The following is a 21,492-nucleotide window of genomic DNA, read 5'->3' as shown; positions in this document are numbered from 1 at the left end:
CGGCGCGTGCGCACCTGGTCCCGGATACTCAGGAAGTACGGCCTGCGCTGGGCGTGCGGCCTGCTGCTGACTGCTGTGGCCGTGCTGCAGGTGGCAGGGCAGTTGCGCATCGATTCGATCGAGCGCATGGATACCTTCTTTGCCGACCTGCGCATGCGGCTGGTGCAGCCGCAGCTGGAACCGAAGATCGTCATCGTCGACATCGATGAAAAAAGCATCGCCGAAGTCGGCCATTTCCCGTGGAACCGCAAGGTCGTCGCCCAGCTGGTCACGCAGCTGACCGGGCATTACGGCGTGGCTGCGGCCGGCTTCGACATTGTCTTCCCCGAAGCCGACAACACTTCCGGCTACGAGGTGCTGGACGGCCTGGCGCGGCATGAGATGAAGGATGTCAGCGGCTTCCGCGCCCGCGTCGATATGTTGAAGGACGCCATGGACTACGACGGCCTGCTGGCCACGGCGCTGGACGGCCAGCCGGTGGTGCTGGGCTATAACATCGCTGACGACCAGCGCAAGGGCCAACTGCCGAATCCCTTTTTCACCAGCGAAACGCTGAACGGCCGCAGCGTGCCGGCGATCACCTCGCGCGGCTACCTGGCCAACCTGGAGCGGCTGCAAGCGGCGGCAGCCACCGGCGGCATCTTCACCGCCACACCGGACCCGGACGGCATCCTGCGCCACTCGGCGCTGCTGATGCGCATCGGCGATGGCTTCTACCCGACCTTGTCGCTGGCGACGGCGGCGGTGGCCTTGCAGGCGCGCGCCATCACGCCGTCGTTCAGCAAGACCGTGGACCAGATGTCGGCCAGCGAGCGCGCCAACGGCGGGCTGGATGAATTGCTGATGTTCGTCGGCCAGGAGAAAGTGCCGCTGCGCATACCGGTAGGCGAGAACCTGAGCGCGCTGATCGAGTACCGTGGCCCCGGCGGTCCCAAGGGCGGCGCTTTCCCCTATGTTTCGGCGGCCGATGTGCTGGCCGGCCGCGTGCCGAAACAGGTGCTGGCGGATCACATCATCCTGGTCGGCACCACCGCACCAGGCTTGCTGGACCTGCGGCCTACGCCGGTTAACAATGAATATCCCGGTGTGGAAGTCCACGCCAATATGATCAAGTCGATTCTCGACGAGCGCTTCAAGGTGCGCCCGGATTATGCCGACGGCGTGGAAGGCATCCAGGTGGCGCTGGCCGGCGGCTTGCTGGCGATCGCGCTGGCGGTGCTGTCGCCGCTGCCGTCGATGTTGCTGGCGGTGGCGCTGGCCGGCGCCGTGTTCGGCCTCAACTACTGGGCCTACGCCGAGCTGGACTTGGTGCTGAAGATGGCGATGACACTGGTGCTGATTGCCGCCGTGTTCGTGTTCAATGTCGCCTGGGGCTATTTCTTCGAGGTGCGCCGCAACCGTGGACTGGTGTCGCGCTTCGGCGAGTACGTGGCGCCGGAGCTGGTGGCGCAGATGGCCGAGAATCCCGAACGCTACAATATGGACGGCGAGAGCCGCGAGCTGACGGTGATGTTTGTCGACGTGCGCGGCTTCACCACCATCTCGGAAGGGCTGACGCCGAAGCAGCTGCGCGAGTACATCAATCTCTACCTGACAGCGATGTCGGAAGACATCCGCAGCGCCCACCAGGGCACGCTGGATAAATATATTGGCGACGCGGTGATGGCGTTCTGGGGCGCGCCGGTGCATTTCAGCGACCACGCCCGCCGGGGCGTCGCCACCTCGCTGCTGATGCAGCAGAGCGCCGCACGGCTGAACCAGGACTTTATCGCGCGCGGCTGGCCTGAGCTGAAAATCGGTATCGGCCTGAACTCGGGCCTGATGCACGTCGGCGACATGGGCTCGAATATTCGCCGCGCGTACACGGTGATGGGCGACGCGGTCAATCTGGGTTCGCGGCTGGAGGGCATCACCAAAGTGTATGGCGTGGGCATCGCGGTCGGCGAGGCCACCCGCGCGGCCGCGCCGGAATTCGCCTACCGCGAGCTGGATCTGGTGCGGGTCAAGGGCAAGAACGAGCCGGTGGCGATTTTTGAGCCGATCGCGCTGGAGCGGGAGATCGACGACGCTACCAGGCAGGAGCTGGAGCGCTGGCATGCCACGCTGGCAGCGGTGCGCGCGCAGCGCTGGGATGAGGCGGAAAACCTGCTGGCGGAACTGCAAGCGGATTCGCCGCAGCGCGGCCTGTATCCGCTGTATGTGGAGCGGATTGCCTACTATCGCCAGCATCCTCCAGGTGAAAACTGGGATGGCGTTACTACTTTTGAAACAAAATAACCTCGTTCATGCTGTGAAATAAACTGTCTTGCAACTAATGCCAGACAGAAAACCAACACTTCCGCAGAAGCTAACGCAGGCCGCTAATGACATGCTAGCATCGCCCAATATTATTGCGAAGTAATAAACGCATTCACCTCGGCGAACACTTCGCCATATGCAAACCATGAGTCAACAAATGAAATCTACCTTGAGGCAGCTATGCGCCGCCTCCGTGCTGGCCGTCGCGGTGGCGTCGGCGTGGGGCGCGGACGATATCGTCCGTTTTGATATCGCGCGCTTTGAGGCGCAGGGAAACACGCTGCTGCCACAGGCGCAGGTGGAGGCTGTCCTGGCGCCGCATGCGGGCAAGCAGCGCGACTTCGGCGATGTGCAGCGGGCGCTGGAGGCGCTGGAAAAAGCCTACCGCGACCAGGGCTACAATATGGTCATGATTGAGCTGCCCGAGCAGGAACTGAACGGTGGCGTGGTGACGCTGCGCGTGGTGGAGGCCAGGATTGGCCGGGTCAGCGTCAAAGGTAATCAGTATTTTGATGAAGCGAATATCCGCCGCAGCCTGCCGGCGCTACAGCCCGGCCGCTCGCCCAAGCTGACGGCGGTGTCGGCCAATCTGAAGCAGGGCAACGAGAATCCATCCCGGCAAATCACGATGAAGTTGAAGCCAGGTGAAAAGAATGACGAGGTTGACGCCGAGCTGGAGGTCAAGGACGAGTCGCCATGGAAGATCATGGGCAATGCCGACAACACCGGCACCGAGGCCACCGGCAAGACCCACCTCGGCGTGATCCTGCAAAACGCCAACCTGTTCAACCGCGACCATATCGCCACGCTGCAATACACCACCTCGGCCGAAGAACCTGGCCGCGTCAAGGTGTATGGCGCCGGCTACCATATTCCGCTGTATGAGTCGGGCGACTCGCTGGACTTCTACGCCAGCTATTCCAACGTGGATTCCGGCACCATCAACGCCGGCCTGTTCAACCTCGCGGTCAGCGGCAAGGGCGCTGTGTACGGCGCCCGCTACAACCAGGTGTTGGCCAAGCGCGGCGAGCTGGAGTCCAGGCTGATTTATGGACTGGACGTGAAAGCGTTCAAGAACAGCGTGCAGCTGGAGGGTACGGAGCTTGGCAATGATGTCACCGTGCATCCGCTCAGCATCAGCTACCAGGCCAGCACGCCGATCACCAAGGGCGACGCGGGCGTGCAGCTGACGCTGCTGCGCAATATTGCAGGCGGCTCGAACGGCGACCAGCAGGCGTTCACGCTGGCGCGCATCAATGCAAAAACCGATTACACCATCCTGCGCGTGGGCGGCAGCATCACCCGCGCGCTGGCAGGCGAATGGCTGTTGCGCGCCATCGCCAACGGCCAGTACACCCGCGATGCGCTGATCCCCGGCGAGCAGTTCGGCGCCGGCGGCGCGACGTCGGTGCGTGGCTTCATCGAGCGGGAAATCGCCAACGATTCCGGCCTGAGCGTCAACCTGGAAGCGTACACGCCCAACCTGTGCTTGCGCGCCGGCTGGAACTGCCGCCTGCTGGGCTTCTACGACACTGCCCACGTCAGCCGCAACAAGGCGCTGCCGGGAGAGTTGGGCAGCACCACCATCGCCAGCGCCGGTGTTGGCGCGCGCTTTGTGCTGTCAACCTATGTCAACCTGCAACTGGACTATGGCCATGTGACCAAGGCCGGCGCCACCACCCGCGCCGACGCCAACCGCCTGCATGTCCGCCTGGGCCTGGCCTATTGATTGAAGAAGAACTCTGATGAAACCGCAAACCTCGTTTAATCTGCGCCGCAAGGTGCTGGCCGTGGTGGTGGCCGCCGCCTTCACTACCGCGCAAGCCAATCCGGTCGCGCCCACCGTGGTGCACGGCATGGCCACCTTCAATCAGCAGGGCAGCCTGTATTCGATCACCAATACGCCCAACACCATCATCGACTGGCGCAGTTTCTCCATCGCGCCGGGCGAGATTACCCGCTTCATTCAGCAAAGCAGCGACAGCAAGGTGCTGAACCGGATCACCGGCCAGGACCCGAGCCAGATCCTCGGCTCGCTGCAATCGAACGGCAAGGTGTTCCTGATTAACCCGAACGGCGTGATCTTCGGCGCCGGCGCGCGCGTCGATGTGGCCGGCCTGGTGGCGTCCAGCCTGAATATTTCCAACGCCGATTTCCTGGCGGGGAAAAACAACTTCAGCGGCGACAGCAGCGCGGGCAAGGTCAGCAATCAGGGCACGATCACTACGCCGGCCGGCGGCCAGATTTTCCTGGTGGCGCCAGCGGTCGAGAATAGCGGTGTGATCTCGGCGCCCAATGGCGAGGTGCTGCTGGCGGCGGGGCACAGCGTGCAGCTGTTCGACTCCAAGGACCCGAATGTGCAGGTGGTGGTGTCGGCGCCGTCCGACCAGGCGCTGAACCTGGGCAGCATTGTGGCGCAGGGCGGGCGGGTCGGCGTGTATGGCGCGCTGGTCAGCCAGCGCGGCGTGATCAATGCCAATAGCGCGGTGCGCGGCGAGAACGGCAAGATCGTGCTCAAGGCCAGCGACACCACGCTGGTGGAGGCGGGCAGCACGACCACCGCCACCGGCAGCAATCTCAACACCGGCGGCGACATCATGCTGCTGGGCGCGAAAGTGGGTGTCACTGGCAATGCCGTGATTGACGCCAGTGGCGACAGCGGCGGTGGCAAGGTGCTGGTCGGCGGCGATTATCAGGGCAAGAATCCGGCGGTCATCAACGCCGACGCTACCTACATCGGCAAGGATGTGGTCATCAGCGCCGATGCGGTTCAGCGCGGCAACGGCGGCACGGTGGTGGTGTGGGGCCAGGAGGCGACCCGCATGCATGGCATGCTGTCAGCACGCGGCGGTGCCACCGGCGGCGATGGCGGCCTGGTGGAAACTTCGGCTAATTACCTGGAGCTGGCCGGTGCGCGCGTGAACACCAGCGCCGCCAAGGGCAAGACCGGCAGTTGGCTGCTTGATCCATACGACATTGATATCGTGTCCGGGCGTGGTGGCGTCTTGTTGGATGTGCTGAGCTTCCTCGGTGGCCTGCCTTCTGACGTCACCTCGCTCGGCGCCGACCTGATTTCGGAATCCACGACCAATGTGGTGTTGCAGGCCAGGCACGATGTCACCTTCAGCAGCGCTATTCTCAGCGACACCAACGCTACACTGACGGTACAAGCAGGCAATGACATCAAGGTCAACGCGCCAATTTACATGCATGGCGGAATCACGTTAAGCGCCAACGACGCCGCCAGCGGCAGCGCCAGCGGTATGGGCGGCATCACGCTGGCCAGCTATGGCGGCGAGGATCTCATTCGCACCTATGGCAGCAACCTGACGCTGAAGGGCGCCTACATCACCGTCAATGGGGGCGTGAATCTGGCCGGCGGCAACCTCGACGCGCGCGCGAATGTCGCCGATGGCTATATCACCATGGGCGCCGGCAGCAATGTGAAGACCAGCAGCGGCAGTGAAGCGCTGCTGTCCTTCGTCGCGGATAACATCAACCTGAATGGCGCTGCGGGCAGCATCGGCGGCGGCGCCAGCGACGGCTACGACGCGGTATCGTTTAGCAGCTATACCGCCAATCGCGAAATTGTGCTGGGCGGCACAGCCACTGGCAAGCTGGGCTTGAGTGCGGCTGGCCTGGGCTCGGTTTCCGCCGGCAACCTGATCATCGGCCACAGTGCGGCCGGCAATATCAGCACCGGCGGGAATCTTGCGCTGACTGGTGTCGGCACGCTGCTGCTGGAAAGCGGCAACAACATCACGCTGGGTAATGCGATTAGTGGCGCACGCAACTACCGTGTCAGCGTCGACGGCGCGGGCACGCTGAGCAGCACCAGCGGCGGCGGCCTGTCCAGTAACAGCCAGTCCGGCAGCATCGCGCTGGTCGGTGACAAGATGGAACTGGCTACCGGCAGCAGTTTCGCCGCCAGCGAGATCTCGGTGGATACCTACGGTGCCAGCACCGCCATCAACCTTGGCAGCGAGGCTAGCGGCAAGCTCAGCCTGAGCAACGTGGAACTGAACACGCTGCATTCGAGCGTCCTCAACATCGGCAAAAGTCAGGAAAACAATGGCGAGCTGACGGTGGCCGGCGCGCTCAACCTGAGTGGTGGCCCGGTGGCGACCAGTCAGCTTAATCTGCGCGGAAATGGCGTGACGCTGTCGGCTGCGCTGAAGATAAACCCCGGTGGGCAACTGAACCTGGATGGTATCAGTGGCGCCGTCAGCGGGGGGGGCGAGATCACCGCCAGCAACCTGGCGATTAATGCCGGTTCGGTTTCGCTGACCGGCAGTAATGAGGTCAGTAACATTAGCGGCCACGCGACGGATGGCAGTTTCGCATTCAAGGCGGCGGGTGCCTTGAATATCAGCGGCAATCTCAGCAGCGCAAGCGAAGGTGCACACAGTATTTCGCTGACCGCCGGCGGGAATATTACCCAGGATAGCTATTCGACAGTGAGCACGGAGTTGTTGACTGTCGCCACGCCTGGTGAGGTGAATCTGGCCGGTATTACCAATCATATCGACGCACTGGCGGCGGCTAACGTGGCGTCATTGAGTGTGAATAACACTTCCGCCATCAGGCTGAATAACATCTCGCTGTCGGGAGGCGATACAGGCTCCATCAATGTCGCAGCGAATGGCAATGTGACGGTGAGTGGTGTGGTGGATGCCAAGACACGCAACGTCAGCCTGAATGGCAGCAATATTACTGGCGAAGGCGCGGTTACCGCCGGACAGTTGATCGCCACCGCTGGCGGCTACGTTGCGCTGGTTGGCGCCAACAAGGCGACGCTGGTCCGTGGCACCGCTGCTAATGGTTCTTTCACTTACAACGGCGCAGGTGACTACAGCGTCGACAATATCAACGGGGCCACCAAGGTCGCGTTGTCCGGTACAGGCCAGATTAACCAGGGCCTGTCCTATATCCTGAGTACGCCGGTGCTGGAGCTGAATACGCCTGGCCTGGCTAGCCTGCTCGGAAATAATGAGGTCGGTTCACTGGTGGCTACCAATGTCGGTTCGCTGTCGTTCACGAACAAGCAGACGCTGTCGCTGGCACAACTCTCGCTCAGCGAATTGTCTACGGGCGCCATCAATATCAAGGCGCCCACCCTTAATGTGGATGGCGTGATCAACGGCCGTGCGCAGAAAGTGACCTTGTCGGGCAATACGGTGGCAATCAATGCGGTCGGTTCTGCCGGTATCTTCGAGATTGGCGCCAACACGCTGACGCTGGGTTCAAACCTGACTGCTGACGCTATCAGTGTACGTCCTTACAGCAGCGGTTACGCCATGTTGATCGGCTCGGCGGGCTCCGGGTGTATGACGAACTGTCTGGCGGTGCAAAACTTATGGCACCTGGTCGCACCGACGCTGGCATTCGGCTCGACTGACGCTACGCTGAATGTGGGCAATATTGCAGTGGATAGCATTATTGGCGGTGGCGGGCAGACGCCGGCCAGCCGCAGCACGACCACCACGCGGATCGGCTTGCTTAGCAACGCCGGCAATATCACCCAGAGTGCGATTATCAATGTGGAGGACCTAGCGATCGCCACGTCGGGTAATGTGACATTGAACAATGCAGGCAACAGTGTCGAGAAGCTGGCGGTGGCGCAGACCGGATCTGGCAACCTGAGCTTCTCGAATACTGGCCCGCTGGCCATCGCCAAGTTGCAGGGTGGCGTCGCGGCGGAAAATGCGCTGTTCAATATCGATGGCGTCAGCAGCAATGGTGATGTGACGCTCGACGTCGTGAGCGGTGGTGTGGTGCGTAGCGACGCTACTACGCTGACTGCCCATGCGCTGACCTTGAATACCTCCGGAGGCGTCGGCACGGTCGATAGTCCTTTGGTGACCAAGGTGTCCGAGCTGACGGTGACCAATACGGCTGGTAGCAACAGCACGTCCGCGATTAACATTGCGAATACGAATAACGGTTTGTCGAACTTGATCGTGCATGATGTCAAGCAGGTGGATGCCGGCGGTGGCAACAATGGCTTGATCAAGATTGATAATACCGGCGGCATGACGATCGCCGGCGCGGTGACGACCTCCACCGGCGCGATCACCTTGCAGACGCATAGCCCGTTGGTGATTAACGGTACGGTGTCGTCGGTCAGCGGGGATATCACGCTGGCGGCGGGTACTGGCTATGATCCGAGCAATACGATTACCATCGGCAGTGGTGGTGTGGTTGCGTCGACTAATGGCCATGTGACTGCGACGGCGACTTCGTACACCTCGCAAGGTACGGTCACGGACGTGAATGGCGTGGTGACGCCGACGATAGTGCCGCCGCCAACGCCAACGCCGACGCCGACGCCGACGCCAACGCCAACGCCAACGCCAACGCCAACGCCAACGCCAACGCCGACGCCAACGCCAACGCCAACGCCAACGCCAACGCCAACGCCAACACCGACGCCAACGCCAACGCCAACGCCAACGCCAACGCCGACGCCAACACCGACGCCAACGCCAACGCCAACGCCAACGCCATCGGCCGACATCTGCACGATCGCGCCAAATTCGGCGTTGTGCCAGGTGCTGTCGCCGCCAACGGCCTCGGAGCCGGTCAAGCCGGTGCAAAAAGCATCGAGCGAGGTGATCAAGACCGTCAATTCCGCGACGCCGAATAGCGAGTCTTCGTCCGGCGGCGGTGGCACCGGTAGTGCGGCCAACTCCTCCACGCCTGAGGACGGCAAGGCTGACAAGTCCGATTCGAAAGAACTCGCATCGAATGACAAATCTGGAACGAAAAATGAATCAGCTAAAAAAATGTACTGCAATTAAGGCGCTGCTGTTGCTGGCCATGTTCTGGATGGCCGGCGCGAGCTGGGCCGCGCAGGTGGCTGGCACTGTGGTGCAACTGAGCGGGCCGTTGGTGGCCCGGAAGGCCGACGGCGCCATGCGTATCCTGTCGATGCGCTCGGAAGTCGAGAGTGGCGATACGCTGATGACCGAGAGGAATACCTACGCCATGGTGAAATTCATCGACAACAGCGAAATCACGCTGAAGCCGTCGACCACTTTCAAGGTTGAGAACTTCGCCTACGATGCCGACAAGCCGGATGGCGACAAGGCCTCGTTCAACCTGGTCAAGGGTGGCCTGCGGTCGGTGACGGGCCTGCTGGGCAAGCGCAACAAGGAAAAATTCGAAATGAAGACGCCGAGCGCCACCATTGGCATCCGCGGCACCACCTTTATTGCCGAATGGGTCGAGCCAACGGCCACGGCGCTTGCCGCGCGCGAAGCCTATCTGCTGGCCAGCACCGCCGATCTGGGCGCTGCGATGCCGATTCAGCCGCTGCTGGCGCAGAACCAGGTGCCGTTGCCGGGGGGCGCTGGCACGCTGCCGCCTGGGCTCTACACGCAGACCATTGACGGCTTGATTGTCTTGAGCAATAGCGGTGGCGTGCAGAACTTCGCCGCAGGCCAGTTCGGTTATACGGCGGCGTCGAACAAGGCGCCGGTGGTGGTGCCTAAAAATCCCGGCCTGCAGTTCGCGCCGCCGCCAGCGTTTAACGCATCCACAACCTCTTCTGGTTCGAGCTCGCCGTCAAAATCGAACGCCGTCGATTGCGAAGTCCGCTAAAAAACCTTGACCTTCCAATCGTGGGATACTTGATGCTGTAACTATGTAAAAACAGCATCGGGTGTCCCATGAATCAGCAAGCGATCAAAATTGACGGCATGAGCTGCGCCTCCTGCGTTGGCAGGGTGGAGCGGGTATTGGCAGCGGTGCCGGGGGTCGATAAGGTAAGTGTCAATTTGGCAACCGAGATGGCGCGGGTGGAGTCGGCCCAGCCGCTAGACTTTGCCGTACTGGCGCAGGCAATCGACAAGGCCGGCTATCAGGCCTCGTTGCCGCCGCCTGAACCGGGCGCCGCTCCGGCCGCTGGCAATAAAGGTGCCGCCATCGCACCCGCCGAAGGCATCCCGGCGTTGCGTCCCACCGGTGGCCTGGCCGTGTTGCTGGCTGCTTTATTCTCCCTGCCGCTGATGCTGCCCATGCTGCTTGAACTGGCCGGCATCCACTGGATGCTGGACGGCCGGCTGCAATGGCTGCTCGCCACGCCGGTGCAGTTCTGGCTAGGCGCGCGCTTCTACCGGGCTGGCTGGCTGGCCGCACGCGCGCGCAGCGGCAATATGGACCTGCTGGTCGCGCTGGGCACCAGCGCAGCCTATGGCCTGAGCGTGTATCTGCTGCTGGCAGGTGGCGCCATGCCGCACTTGTATTTTGAAGCGTCGTCGGTGGTCATCACCCTTGTCTTGCTGGGCAAGTGGCTGGAAGCGCGCGCCAAGCGCCAGACTGCCGCCGCCATCCGCGCACTGCAAACGCTGCGTCCTGAATCTGCGCGCGTGCGTCGCGGCGATCAGGACGTGGATCTCGCCATCGGCGAAGTGCGCGCCAACGACATCATCGTGGTGCGGCCCGGCGAGCGGATTGCTGCCGATGGCCTTATCACCGAAGGCGCCAGCCATGTCGATGAAGCGCTCATCACCGGCGAAAGCCTGCCTGTCGCGCGTCACACGGGCGAACGCGTCACCGGCGGCGCCATCAACGGCGAAGGTCTGCTGCTGGTGCGGGTGACGGCGATCGGCGCGGAGAGCACGCTGTCGCGCATCATCCGCCTGGTGGAAGACGCGCAAGCGGCCAAGGCGCCGGTGCAGCATCTGGTGGACCGCGTCAGCGCGATCTTCGTGCCGGTGGTGCTGGTGCTGGCGCTGCTGACCTTCGGCGGCTGGTGGCTGGTTGGCGGCAATGCGGAACAGGCCATCATCAACGCCGTTGCGGTGCTGGTGATTGCCTGTCCTTGCGCGCTGGGACTGGCGACACCGGCCGCTATCATGGCCGGTACCGGCGTCGCCGCGCGCTACGGCATCCTGATTAAGGACGCGGAGGCGCTGGAGCTGGCGCACCGCATTACCACCGTGGCGTTCGATAAAACCGGTACGCTGACCGAAGGCCAGCCATCGCTGGCGCTGCTGGCGCCGGCGCCAGAGGTCGACGAAACACGGTTGCTGGCATTGGCTGCCGCAGTACAGCGCGGCAGCGAACACGCCTTGGCGCGCGCCGTGCAGCAGACTGCCGAAACGAGGGCGATTGCGCCGCTGTCCGCCAGCGACATCAGCGCCTTGCCCGGCCGCGGCGTCAGCGCGCGCGTGGATGGTGTCCGCCTGCTGCTGGGCAGCACACGCTTAATGCAGGAGCAGGGTGTTTCATTGCAATCGTTGTCGGCCCGCGCCGAAGAGCTGGAGCGCGCCGGTCACACCATCTCATGGCTGGCCGACGCCGATGCGCATCGTCTGCTTGGCCTGCTGGCGTTCGGCGACCGCATCAAGCCGCAAGCGCAGGCTGCCATCGCCGCGCTGCACGCGCTGCACATCCAGACCATCCTGCTGACTGGTGATAACCAGGGCAGCGCTGACGCCGTCGGCAAGCAGCTGGGCGTGTCGCGCGTTATCGCCAATATGCTGCCAGCCGATAAAGCCAGCACCATTGCCGCGCTGAAGGGCGAGGGCGCGACCATCGCCATGGTCGGCGACGGTATTAACGATGCGCCGGCGCTGGCGGCGGCGGATGTCGGGATTGCCATGTCCAGCGGCACCGATGTCGCCATGCACGCAGCCGGCGTCACGCTGATGCGCGGCGACCCTGCCTTGGTGGCGGCGGCGATTTCGATCTCGCGCCGCAGTTACAGCAAGATCCGCCAGAACCTGTTCTGGGCCTTCATCTATAACCTGATCGGCATCCCGCTGGCGGCCTTCGGCCTGCTCAACCCGATGGTGGCGGGTGGCGCGATGGCGCTCAGTTCCGTCAGTGTGATCAGCAACGCGCTGCTGCTGCGGCGCTGGAAACCGGAGGAGAAATGAATATCGGCGATGCGGCCAAGGCGTCCGGCGTCTCGGCCAAGATGATCCGCTATTACGAAAGCATCGCGCTGATCCCGGCCGGGCGGCGCACCGATGCGGGCTACCGCATCTATGGCGACAACGACCTGCATACGCTGCGCTTCGTCAAGCGCGCGCGCCTGCTGGGCTTCTCGCTGGATCAGATCCGCAACCTGCTGTCGCTGTGGCAGAACAAGGAGCGCGCCAGCGGCGACGTCAAGACCATCGCCATGCACCATGTGGCGGAGCTCAATCAGCGCATCGCCGAACTCACCGAAATGCGCGACACGCTGCAAACGCTGGCCAGTTGCTGCCACGGCGATCATCGGCCGGATTGTCCAATTCTCCAAAGCCTTGCCGACTAACGTATAATCCCGACACGTTTTGGTGCCCGCGCCTCTGTCCGGAGGCGCAGTTAAACGGGAAACAGGAAGCCTGAACAGGCCAAGCTGTGCTGCCCCCGCAACGGTAAACAAGCGTCGTCTCGCGACGACTATCCACTTCGCTATGCCACTGTGCCTCGTGCATGGGAAGGTCAGGTGGGTACGCTTGCCAGCCCGGATACCGGCCAAACAGGTGGAGACGCACCAGCGTTTCTGTTCAATTCGCTCACGGGGAGGTGAGCGGCTTGCATCTGTAGTCAAACCATTTTATTCGTATTTATTCAGCGCGACGCGGCTGTGCGCCGTTGCGCGTTGCCTATTCAGGACAACGTCATGTTCAATCTGCCCACTGACGCGGCCATTCGTTCGATCGAAACGCTGCTGTATTCCATCTCCAATGTGCTGTATCTCCCCGTCTTGCTGGGCATTGCCGCGCTGGTGCTGCACATGCTGGTGTGCTTCGGCACCTTCTTTGCCGAATGGTTCGAGCGCCGCCGCGGCGTGCGTGTGCTGGTCGCCACCGCCAGGCAGGAGATGTCCGCCGCGCTGACGCGCCAGGAAGGACAACCGGCGCTGGACGCCCGCCTGGAGCGCGTGGTTCAGCGTGCCGACGCCGCTGGCGTACGCCGGTTGGACGGTGTGCGCTTCGTGGTGCGCGTCGGTCCGGCGCTGGGCCTGATGGGCACCCTGATCCCGATGGGGATTTCGCTGGCCGGTCTGGCGCAAGGCAATCTGCCGAAGATGGCGGAATCGATGACCACCGCTTTCACGGCCACCGTGGTCGGCCTGGCATGCAGCGTGGCAGCCTACGTGCTGACGCTGGTGCGCGAACACTGGCTGCGCAGCGACCTGACCGAAATCGCTTTTGCCGCCGAGTCGCTGCTGGCGTCGGAGGGCTGAAATGCGCTATCTGAACAAACACCGCTATAGCCGCCTCGGCGAGCATGGCGAAGATCCGCTGGCCGGCGTAGCCAATCTATTCGACGCCAGTATCGTGTTCATCGTGGCGATGATGCTGGCGCTGTTCTCAGCCTGGAACATGATGGATCTGCTGGACCCAAATTCCGAAGTCACCATCGCCAAGAAAACCGCCGATGGCCGGGTGGAGGTGCTGACCAAGAAGGGCGCAGAGATCAAAGTGAGCAAGGTTAGCGATAAGCCCTTGTCCGGCTCGGGAAAACGTTTGGGCACTGCGTATCAGCTGCCGGATGGGAAGGTGGTTTATGTACCGGAATAAATTGTGGGCCATTGGCCTGTTACTGCTGTCGCTGTGCATCGGCGGCTATGTGCATTCGGCGCAGTCGCCGCGCACGCTGGCGCTGATGCTGGGTGATGTGGAATCGCGTCCGGCGGTGCTGGCGGTGCGCAGTCTGCAGATGGAATTGAAAGAGCTGAATGTCGCCATTCGCATCATCCCGGTCAACGGTCTCACGCCGGCCGACCGCGCTGCGCTGGCCGGCGCCGATGTGGCGGTAGTCAACGTCAAGGGGCGCCAGGCGATGGCGGGGCTGACTGCCGAATTGCAGACGCTGCAAAAGGCGCGCAAGCCGGTATTTGCCGTTGGAGCGCTGGATGACAGCCTGCGTGACCTCGGCGTGCGCGACGACAAGACCATCCAGTCCTATCACGCCGAAGGCGGCGTGGAAAACATCGGCAACATGCTGCGCTACATCTTGCGCGGCCAGTTCGGCTCCAAGGTCAGCGTGGCGCCGGTGCATGCGATGCCGGACGCCGGCCTGTACGACGTGGTGGCCAACCGCACGGTGGGCAGCTATGACGAGTATGTGCGTGAATATGCCCAGCACAAGCCGGGCGCACCGTGGATCGCCGTGCCGTTTTATCGCGCCAGCCTGGTGGCGGGGCAAACCCTGCCGCTGGCCGCCATCGTCGCGCGGCTGGAAGCCAGCGGCTACAACGTGATGCCGGTATTCGGCTATCCGTATGAAGTGCCATTGAAACTGCTGCTGGACGAGAACGGCAAGAGCCGCGTGCAGTTGATCGTCGCGCTGGGCATGAAGGTCGGCGGCACCGCCAGCGTGGGTGCGATGCTGGACAAGCTTGGCGTGCCCGCGATTAACGCCATCACGCTGAGCCAGCAGACGCTGGCGCAGTGGCAGGAATCCAAGGTGGGGCTGGAGATTATCGAACGTACCTGGCAGCTGGCGGGCGCCGAGGCGGCGGGTCTGATCCAGCCGACTGTGGTGGCCAGCCGCGAGCGCATCAGCGATGCGCAGACTGGCCTGGATTACGTGGAAGAGACGCCGATTGCCGAACGCATCGAGCGCCTCAACGAGCGCGTCGCCGCATGGCTGGCCTTGCGCGAGAAAGCCAATGGCGACAAGCGCGTCGCCATGATCTACTTTAATTATCCGCACGGCTCCGAAACCATCGGCGCCTCCTACTTGAACGTGCTGCCGGAAAGCCTGTGGCAGATCGTGCAGCGCCTGAAGCATGACGGCTATCAGACCGGCGAGGCGCTGCCAGCGTCGGAAGAGGAACTGCAAGGCGAAATCCAGAAGTGGGGCAACTATCCCGGCAAGTCCAAGGGCGACTATATGGCGGGGCTGAAGCACCTGGCCGAAAGCGGCCAGGCCTTGCTGGTGCCGCTGTCCGAATACCAGCAATGGTTTGCCAAACTGGCACCGCCATTGCGCGCATCGATCGAGCAATCGTGGGGCAAGCCGGAGAAGGCGCCGGTCCTGTGGCGCAATGCGAAAGGCGAGGCGTTCTTTGTCTATCCGGCGCGCCGCTTCGGCAATGTGCTGATGGCGCCGCAGCCCGGCCGCGCATGGGAGCAGAACCTGGAGAAGCTGCACAATGAAGTCAGCATGCCGCCATCGCATGAGTACATTGCTTTCTACCTCTGGCTGCAAAAGGATTTCCAGGCCAATGCGGTGATGCACATCGGGACGCACGGCACGCAGGAATGGCTGACCGGTAAGGAAGCCGGCCTGTCCGACAGCGACCCGACCGAAGCGCTGATTGGCGCCATGCCGAATATCTATCCGTACGTGATGGATGACGTAGGCGAGGGCATACAAGCCAAGCGGCGCGGCATGGCCACCATCATCGACCACATGACGCCGCCGTTCGATGTGGCGGGCCTGAATCCCGACTTGCGCGAATTGCTCGCGTTGTTGAATGACTATCGCGTGGCCGAACAAAAAAGTCCGCTGCTGGCGAGCAGCCACCTGGTGGCGCTGAACCGCCTCGCTGCGAAGAGTGGCGTGTTGAAGGACATGAAGAAGAAAGCGCTCAAGTCCGAAGCCGACATGGAAGCTCTGGAGGAATATCTCGACGACACCGGCAACAAGCTGACGCCATTCGGCCTGCATACCTTTGGCGTGGCGCCAGCCCCCGAACACCGCAATGCGACCGCGCGCGCGGTGGTCAGCCTGGATAACACCGCCACGGACGAACAGAAAACCAAGCGCATCGCGCAGCTGGAAGCCGATATCGAGCAAAGTGCAAAGCTGGAGCTGGACCGTTTGATGGAGGCGCTGTCGGGCCGCTATATCCCCACCGGCGCCAGCGCGGACCTGGTGCGCAATCCAAACGCGCTGCCGACCGGCCGCAACTTCTTTGGCCTGGACCCTTCGCGGATTCCGAGCAAAACCACCTACGAAGCGGGCGTCAAACTGGCGCAGCAGCTGGCGGAGGATTATCGCAAGCGGCATGGCGCATATCCGGAAAAGCTCAGCATGAACTTGTGGGGCGTCGAGACGTCGCGCCACGAAGGCGTGATGGAAGCGCAGGCAATGGCCTTGATGGGCGTGCGCCCAACCTGGGATGAGCGCGGCCGCGTGACCGGTGTGGAAGCGATCAGCCGCAAGCAACTGGGCCGGCCGCGCGTGGACGTGACGCTGGTGTCGTCCGGCCTGTTCCGCGACCTGTTCCCCAATCTGCTGACACTGATGGACCAGGCGGCGCAGCTGGCGCAGAAGCAGGACGATGAAGGCGGCAACGTGATGGCGGCGCACAGCCGCAAGACTGCCGCTGCGCTGGCCGCCAGCGGCATCTCCGCCGACGAGGCGCAGCGCATGGCGTCGGTGCGCATTTTCGGCGTACCGAGCGGCGCTTACGGCACGCAGATCGAGAAGCTGATCCCGCTGACCAACGCATGGAAGAACGAGAAGGAAGTGGCGGATGTGTTCATCAACCGCATGAGCCATCCGTTCGGCGCCGGCTACTGGGGCGACGAGAACACCAATCCGGAGCAGCGCCGCGCGCTGTTCAAGCAGGCGCTGTCGGGCAGCCAGATCGCGCTGCACAGCCGTTCCAGCAACCTGTTTGCGACGCTGGATAACGATGACTTCTTCCAGTACCTGGGCGGCACCGCGATGGCGATCCGCAGCGTGGATGGCAAGACCCCCGAGGTGATGGTCAGCGACCTGGCCAATCCGCGCCGCGCGTCGCACAAGACGCTGGAGCAGTACATGGGTCAGGAAATGCAGGCGCGCTACCTGAATCCGCGCTGGGCCGACAGTATGCTGAAGGAAGGCTATTCCGGCGCGCGCTACATCAACCGCGTGGTGGACTATCTGTGGGCGTGGCAGGTGACGGTGCCGGAGGTGGTCGACGACGGAAAATGGCAGCGCATGTACGACACCTACGTCGAGGATCGCCACGGCCTCAAGGTGCGCGAGCGTTTCGCCAAGGCCGGCAATCTGCGCGCGTTCCAGGCGATGACCGACCGCATGCTGAGCGCCGTTGAACGCGGCTATTGGAAGCCAGGCGACGCGGTGCGCAACAAGCTGACGCAGATGAACGCGCAAGCAATCAAGGACGCGGGCGTGTCGTGCAGCGCCGATTCGTGCAGCAAGGCGACGATGAAGATCGCGCCGCAGTTCAATGCGGATTTCGTACCTAACGTCGGTTCGAACGCTGCCATCGCGCGCGGTGCTGCTGCGGCCGCGCGTCCTGGCGGCGCGGCGCCTTCGCCGCAAGCTGCCGCGCAAAACGCTGCCGCCGAGTTGCAGGTGCTGCAAGCCAAGGCCGAAGCCGAACCAGCGCCGCCGAAGCCGGCAGCGGTGCAGCCCAAGCCGCAGCCGGCGCCTGCCGCCAAGCTGGAAAAGGCCGACGCCAAGGTCGCTGGCTTTGAAATGGAAACCCTGGCCAATCTGACACCGGTACAAAAGACCGTCGGCACACTGGCGTTGCTGGCGCTGGCCGCTGCGCTGGTCGGTGTCGGCTATATCAGCCGCCGCAACAAACTCCGTAAACTGAAAGCTTATCTATGATGCGCAAATCGCTTGTGGCACTGGCGGCGGTATTGCCGCTGGCCGCTTATGCAGAAACCGATGTGGTTGAGAAGGTTGAAGTACGCGGCCACTATGATAATGGCGTGGGCACCTCCAACGCAGCCAGCCAGGGCGCTGTCACGGCGGAGCTGATCGCCAGCCGGCCGGCGCTGCGTCCGGGGGAGCTGCTGGAGTTTGTGCCGGGCGTGATCGTCACGCAGCACAGTGGCGACGGCAAAGCCAACCAGTACTTCCTGCGCGGCTTTAACCTCGACCACGGCACCGACTTTGCGACCTTCGTCGATGGCATGCCGGTCAATATGCGCAGCCACGCGCATGGACAAGGCTATACCGATCTGAACTTCCTGATACCGGAACTGGTCGACCGTATCAATTACAAGAAAGGCCCGTACTACGCGGACGAGGGCGACTTCGCCTCGGCCGGTGCGGCGCACATGACGCTGGCAAACAAGCTGCGCGAAAACACCGCCAGCCTGACCGTGGGCGAGAACGACTATTACCGTTCCGTTGTCACTGGTTCGACTGGGCTGGGCGCGGGTAATCTGGTGTACGGGGCGGAACTGGGCCACAACAACGGCCCGTGGGTGACGCCGGAAGCCTTCCACAAGAGCATCGGCGTGCTGCGTTATGCGCAAGGTGCGAGCGACGATCAGTTCAGCGTGACCGGCATGTTCTACAAGGGCGCCTGGCGCGCCAGCAACCAGATTCCGCTGCGCGCGGTGCAAAGCGGCGAGCTGGATGAATTTGGCGCGGTCGATCCGAGCGATGGTGGCGACACCTCGCGTTACAGCCTGTCGGCCAGCATGCGCAAGCGTTCCAGCGATGCGCTTTTTCAGGCCAACGCCTATCTGGTGCAATCGAGCCTGACGCTGTTCAACAACTTCACCTACTTCCTGGATGATCCGGTCAATGGCGACCAGACGCGCCAGAACGAGAAGCGGCGCATGGGCGGCTTCGATGTGGCACAGACCTGGTTCAGCCGCTGGGGCGGTCTGGATGTCAGCAACAAGATCGGCGTGCAGGGGCGCTATGACTACCTGTCGCCGTTGTCGCTGCATGCCACCCGCAATCAGCAGGTGCTAAGCACGATTTCCGAGTCGCGCGTGAAGGAGGGTAGTGTGGGCGCGTATCTGGAAAACACCGTGCAGTGGCGCGACTGGCTGCGCACCACGGCGGGTCTGCGCTATGACCGCTACCGCTTCGATGTCGACAGCAATATCGCCGAGAATTCGGGCAAGGCCAGTGCGGGTACTACGTCGCCCAAGTTGTCGGTGGTGCTGGGGCCGTGGGCCAAGACCGAATTCTTTGTCAACTACGGTGAAGGCTTTCACAGCAACGACGCGCGCGGCACGACGGTGCATCTGACGCCGAAAGAGCGCGAGCCTATCGATCCGGTCACGCCGCTGGTCAAGACGCGTGGCGCGGAGATTGGCGCGCGCACCGAGTGGCTGCCCGGCCTGCAAAGTTCGCTGGCGGTGTGGAAGCTGCGTTCGGATTCGGAGCTGGTCTTCTCCGGCGACGCGGGCGATACCTCGCCGAGCCGTGGCAGCTACCGCTCCGGCATCGAATGGAATAACCACTATATTGCGAATGCTTGGCTGCTGTTCGACCTGGACCTGGCTTATTCGCGTGGCCACTACACCGAGCATGACGAGGCGGGCGATTACATTCCCGGCGCGATCGGCAAGGTGGCTTCGTTTGGCGCGACTATCACTGATCTGGGCCCATGGTCGGCGGCGCTCCAGATGCGCTACTTTGGCCCGCGTCCGCTGATTGAGGATAATAGCAAGCGCTCGGCGACCACCGCCATTGCGTATGCGCGGCTGGGCTACAAATTCAACCGCAACTGGTCGGCACAGCTGGACGCCTTCAACCTGTTCGACCGCCGTGTCAGCGACGTGGATTACTACTACGCCTCGCGCTTGCCTGGCGAGCCGGCCGAAGGCGTGGACGACATCCACTACCATCCGGCCGAGCGCCGCACTTTCCGCCTGACGCTGAAGGCGACCTTCTAACGCGCTACGCGCATGAGGCGGTGGTGCTACCATCGCCTCATGACGACTCCCTACCAACTCTATTACTGGGACGGCCTGCAGGGCCGTGGTGAATTCGTGCGGCTGGCGCTGGAGGAGGTGGGTGTGCCATACGAGGATGTGGCGCGGCACAAGAAAGGCATGCCGGCGCTGATGGCCAGCCTGGATGGCGAGCAGGTCGACCATCCATCGTTTGCGCCACCGGTGTTGCGGGCAGGGGATTTGCTGATCGGGCAGACCAGCAATATCCTGGTGTTTTTAGGCGCGCGGCATGGCCTGGCGCCGCGTTCGCAGCAGGGCCGCCTGTGGGCCAATCAGCTGCAATTGACGATTGCGGATATCGTCGCGGAAGCGCATGACATGCATCATCCGATCTCCACCAATCTGTACTACGAAGACCAGAAGAAGGAAGCGAAGGCGCGTGCCAAGGATTTCCGCGAGCATCGCATACCGAAGTTCCTGGATTACTTTGAAGGTGTCATCCAGCGCAACCAAGGGCGCGGCGGCTACGCCATCGGCTCGCGCCTGTCGTACGTGGACCTGTCGTTGTTCCAGCTGATCGATGGTCTGCGCTACGCCCTGCCGAAAACCATGGCCCGCCTGGAGCCAGACTATCCCGGCCTGGTCGCCTTGCACGCCAAGGTGACGAAACGTCCGAATATCGCTGCATACCTCGCATCGAAACGCAGGATCGCCAATAACGAAACCGATATCTTCCGCCACTATCCAGAGCTGGACAAATAGTCAGGCGGCGCTAGTGACCGGATAGCCTGCGTCCACGATGGCCGATTGCAAGGAGGCCAGCGGCGTGGCGCTGTCGATCTTGACCGATTTGCTGGCCAGGTCAATTTCCACTTTGGCGGCCGCGTCGATTGCCTGCACGGCCTTGGTGACTGCGCCCACGCAGTGGCCGCAGCTCATGTTTTCTACTTGAAGCTGATACATCGCGTACTCCTGAAACAGTGACAATGCCGCTACTGTAATCCTTCCTGCCATGGGAAGGTCAAGCGAATTTGTTATGATCGGCCAGTTACACCCATGCGGAATGCGTTCATGAACCGGGTGTTATATGTTTTATCCTTGCGGCGGATCGTCCAGACGCGCCAGGTCGAGGCTGACCAGGGCCCAGATGCCGCCGACGTAGCCGGGTTCCTGGAGCAGCGACTCCACTTCGGAAGGGCGGATTTCGAAGGATTTGCCTTGTTCGACCAGTTGGCCGACGTGGCCGTAGATGGCTTTGGTGGCGTTGCTCATGGCTTTGTCCACGGTTTCACCCGTTGTCACGCAGCCAGGAATGTCTGGCACCGTGACGCCGTACTTCTGGGCGCCTATCGTCCGCTGGATCAGGATAGGGATGTCCATGATATCTGGGCAAAAGCGATGACTTGAATGAACCCTAGTGTCATACAGCTTGCCGCCGGTTTCAAGCACTTTCTCCGAGCGGCTTTTCCCCGTCTGTTCAGCGCTTTGGATGATTGACATCGAAGGTTGCCTCAGATAACATTCCAACCATGCTTCACTGCATCTAAAACACTTGTGTAGAAATACACATCGCCAAGGTCCCATATCCCCGTACCTGGTCAAGCGCAATGCTTTATCAATCTAACCACTACGG

Annotated in this window: 13 protein-coding genes and 1 riboswitch; of the genes, 11 read left to right on the top strand and 2 right to left on the bottom strand. The window is 62.5% G+C overall.

Going from position 1 to position 21,492, the window contains the following annotated elements:
• The first annotated feature begins 6 nt into the window (after positions 1-6).
• From KW842_RS08055 to KW842_RS08005, 11 genes are all read left to right on the top strand, one after another.
• Entirely contained in the window at positions 7-2,277 is a 2,271-nt protein-coding gene (locus KW842_RS08055; protein ID WP_218303560.1) for an adenylate/guanylate cyclase domain-containing protein, read from the top strand.
• A 178-nt stretch (positions 2,278-2,455) separates the two neighbouring features.
• Positions 2,456-4,027, top strand: a complete 1,572-nt coding sequence (locus KW842_RS08050; protein ID WP_218303559.1) for a ShlB/FhaC/HecB family hemolysin secretion/activation protein — start codon at positions 2,456-2,458, stop codon at positions 4,025-4,027.
• A gap of 16 nt (positions 4,028-4,043) precedes the next feature.
• Complete coding sequence (locus KW842_RS08045; protein ID WP_218303558.1) at positions 4,044-9,098, top strand: filamentous hemagglutinin N-terminal domain-containing protein; 5,055 nt, start codon at positions 4,044-4,046, stop codon at positions 9,096-9,098.
• On the top strand, positions 9,067-9,900 hold the full coding sequence (locus KW842_RS08040) for a FecR domain-containing protein (protein WP_218303557.1): 834 nt from the start codon (positions 9,067-9,069) through the stop codon (positions 9,898-9,900). Before KW842_RS08045 ends, KW842_RS08040 begins: the two co-directional genes overlap by 32 nt.
• 68 nt (positions 9,901-9,968) lie before the next feature.
• Positions 9,969-12,182, top strand: coding sequence for a cation-translocating P-type ATPase (locus tag KW842_RS08035; protein WP_229223559.1), 2,214 nt, complete (start codon positions 9,969-9,971; stop codon positions 12,180-12,182).
• Positions 12,179-12,565 (top strand): Cu(I)-responsive transcriptional regulator, encoded by a 387-nt coding sequence (gene cueR / locus KW842_RS08030; protein WP_218303556.1) that lies wholly within the window; start codon positions 12,179-12,181, stop codon positions 12,563-12,565. The genes KW842_RS08035 and cueR overlap by 4 nt, the downstream gene beginning before the upstream one ends.
• Positions 12,566-12,568: 3 nt before the next feature.
• Positions 12,569-12,788: riboswitch (cobalamin riboswitch) on the top strand.
• A gap of 128 nt (positions 12,789-12,916) precedes the next feature.
• On the top strand, positions 12,917-13,483 hold the full coding sequence (locus KW842_RS08025; RefSeq protein WP_218303555.1) for a MotA/TolQ/ExbB proton channel family protein: 567 nt from the start codon (positions 12,917-12,919) through the stop codon (positions 13,481-13,483).
• Position 13,484: 1 nt separating this feature from the next.
• Complete coding sequence (locus tag KW842_RS08020; protein ID WP_218303554.1) at positions 13,485-13,820, top strand: DUF2149 domain-containing protein; 336 nt, start codon at positions 13,485-13,487, stop codon at positions 13,818-13,820.
• Positions 13,807-17,823 carry a cobaltochelatase subunit CobN gene (locus KW842_RS08015; protein WP_218303553.1) on the top strand — a complete coding sequence of 1,339 codons (4,017 nt, stop codon included), beginning with the start codon at positions 13,807-13,809 and terminating at the stop codon, positions 17,821-17,823. Before KW842_RS08020 ends, KW842_RS08015 begins: the two co-directional genes overlap by 14 nt.
• Complete coding sequence (locus KW842_RS08010) at positions 17,820-19,859, top strand: TonB-dependent receptor (protein ID WP_218303552.1); 2,040 nt, start codon at positions 17,820-17,822, stop codon at positions 19,857-19,859. The genes KW842_RS08015 and KW842_RS08010 overlap by 4 nt, the downstream gene beginning before the upstream one ends.
• Positions 19,860-19,898: 39 nt before the next feature.
• On the top strand, positions 19,899-20,621 hold the full coding sequence (locus tag KW842_RS08005) for a glutathione S-transferase (RefSeq protein ID WP_218303551.1): 723 nt from the start codon (positions 19,899-19,901) through the stop codon (positions 20,619-20,621).
• Here the strand turns inward: KW842_RS08005 and KW842_RS08000 are convergent, their stop codons facing one another.
• A complete protein-coding gene (locus KW842_RS08000; protein ID WP_218303550.1) occupies positions 20,622-20,822 on the bottom strand; it encodes a heavy-metal-associated domain-containing protein in 201 nt (66 codons plus the stop codon).
• Positions 20,823-20,951: 129 nt separating this feature from the next.
• On the bottom strand, positions 20,952-21,239 hold the full coding sequence (locus KW842_RS07995; RefSeq protein ID WP_218303549.1) for a type II toxin-antitoxin system HicB family antitoxin: 288 nt from the start codon (positions 21,237-21,239) through the stop codon (positions 20,952-20,954).
• Between the last annotated feature and the right edge of the window lie 253 nt (positions 21,240-21,492).

Source organism: Duganella sp. sic0402, from assembly GCF_019219065.1.
Lineage (GTDB): Bacteria > Pseudomonadota > Gammaproteobacteria > Burkholderiales > Burkholderiaceae_D > Rugamonas.
This window is presented reverse-complemented; position numbering and strand designations above follow the sequence as displayed.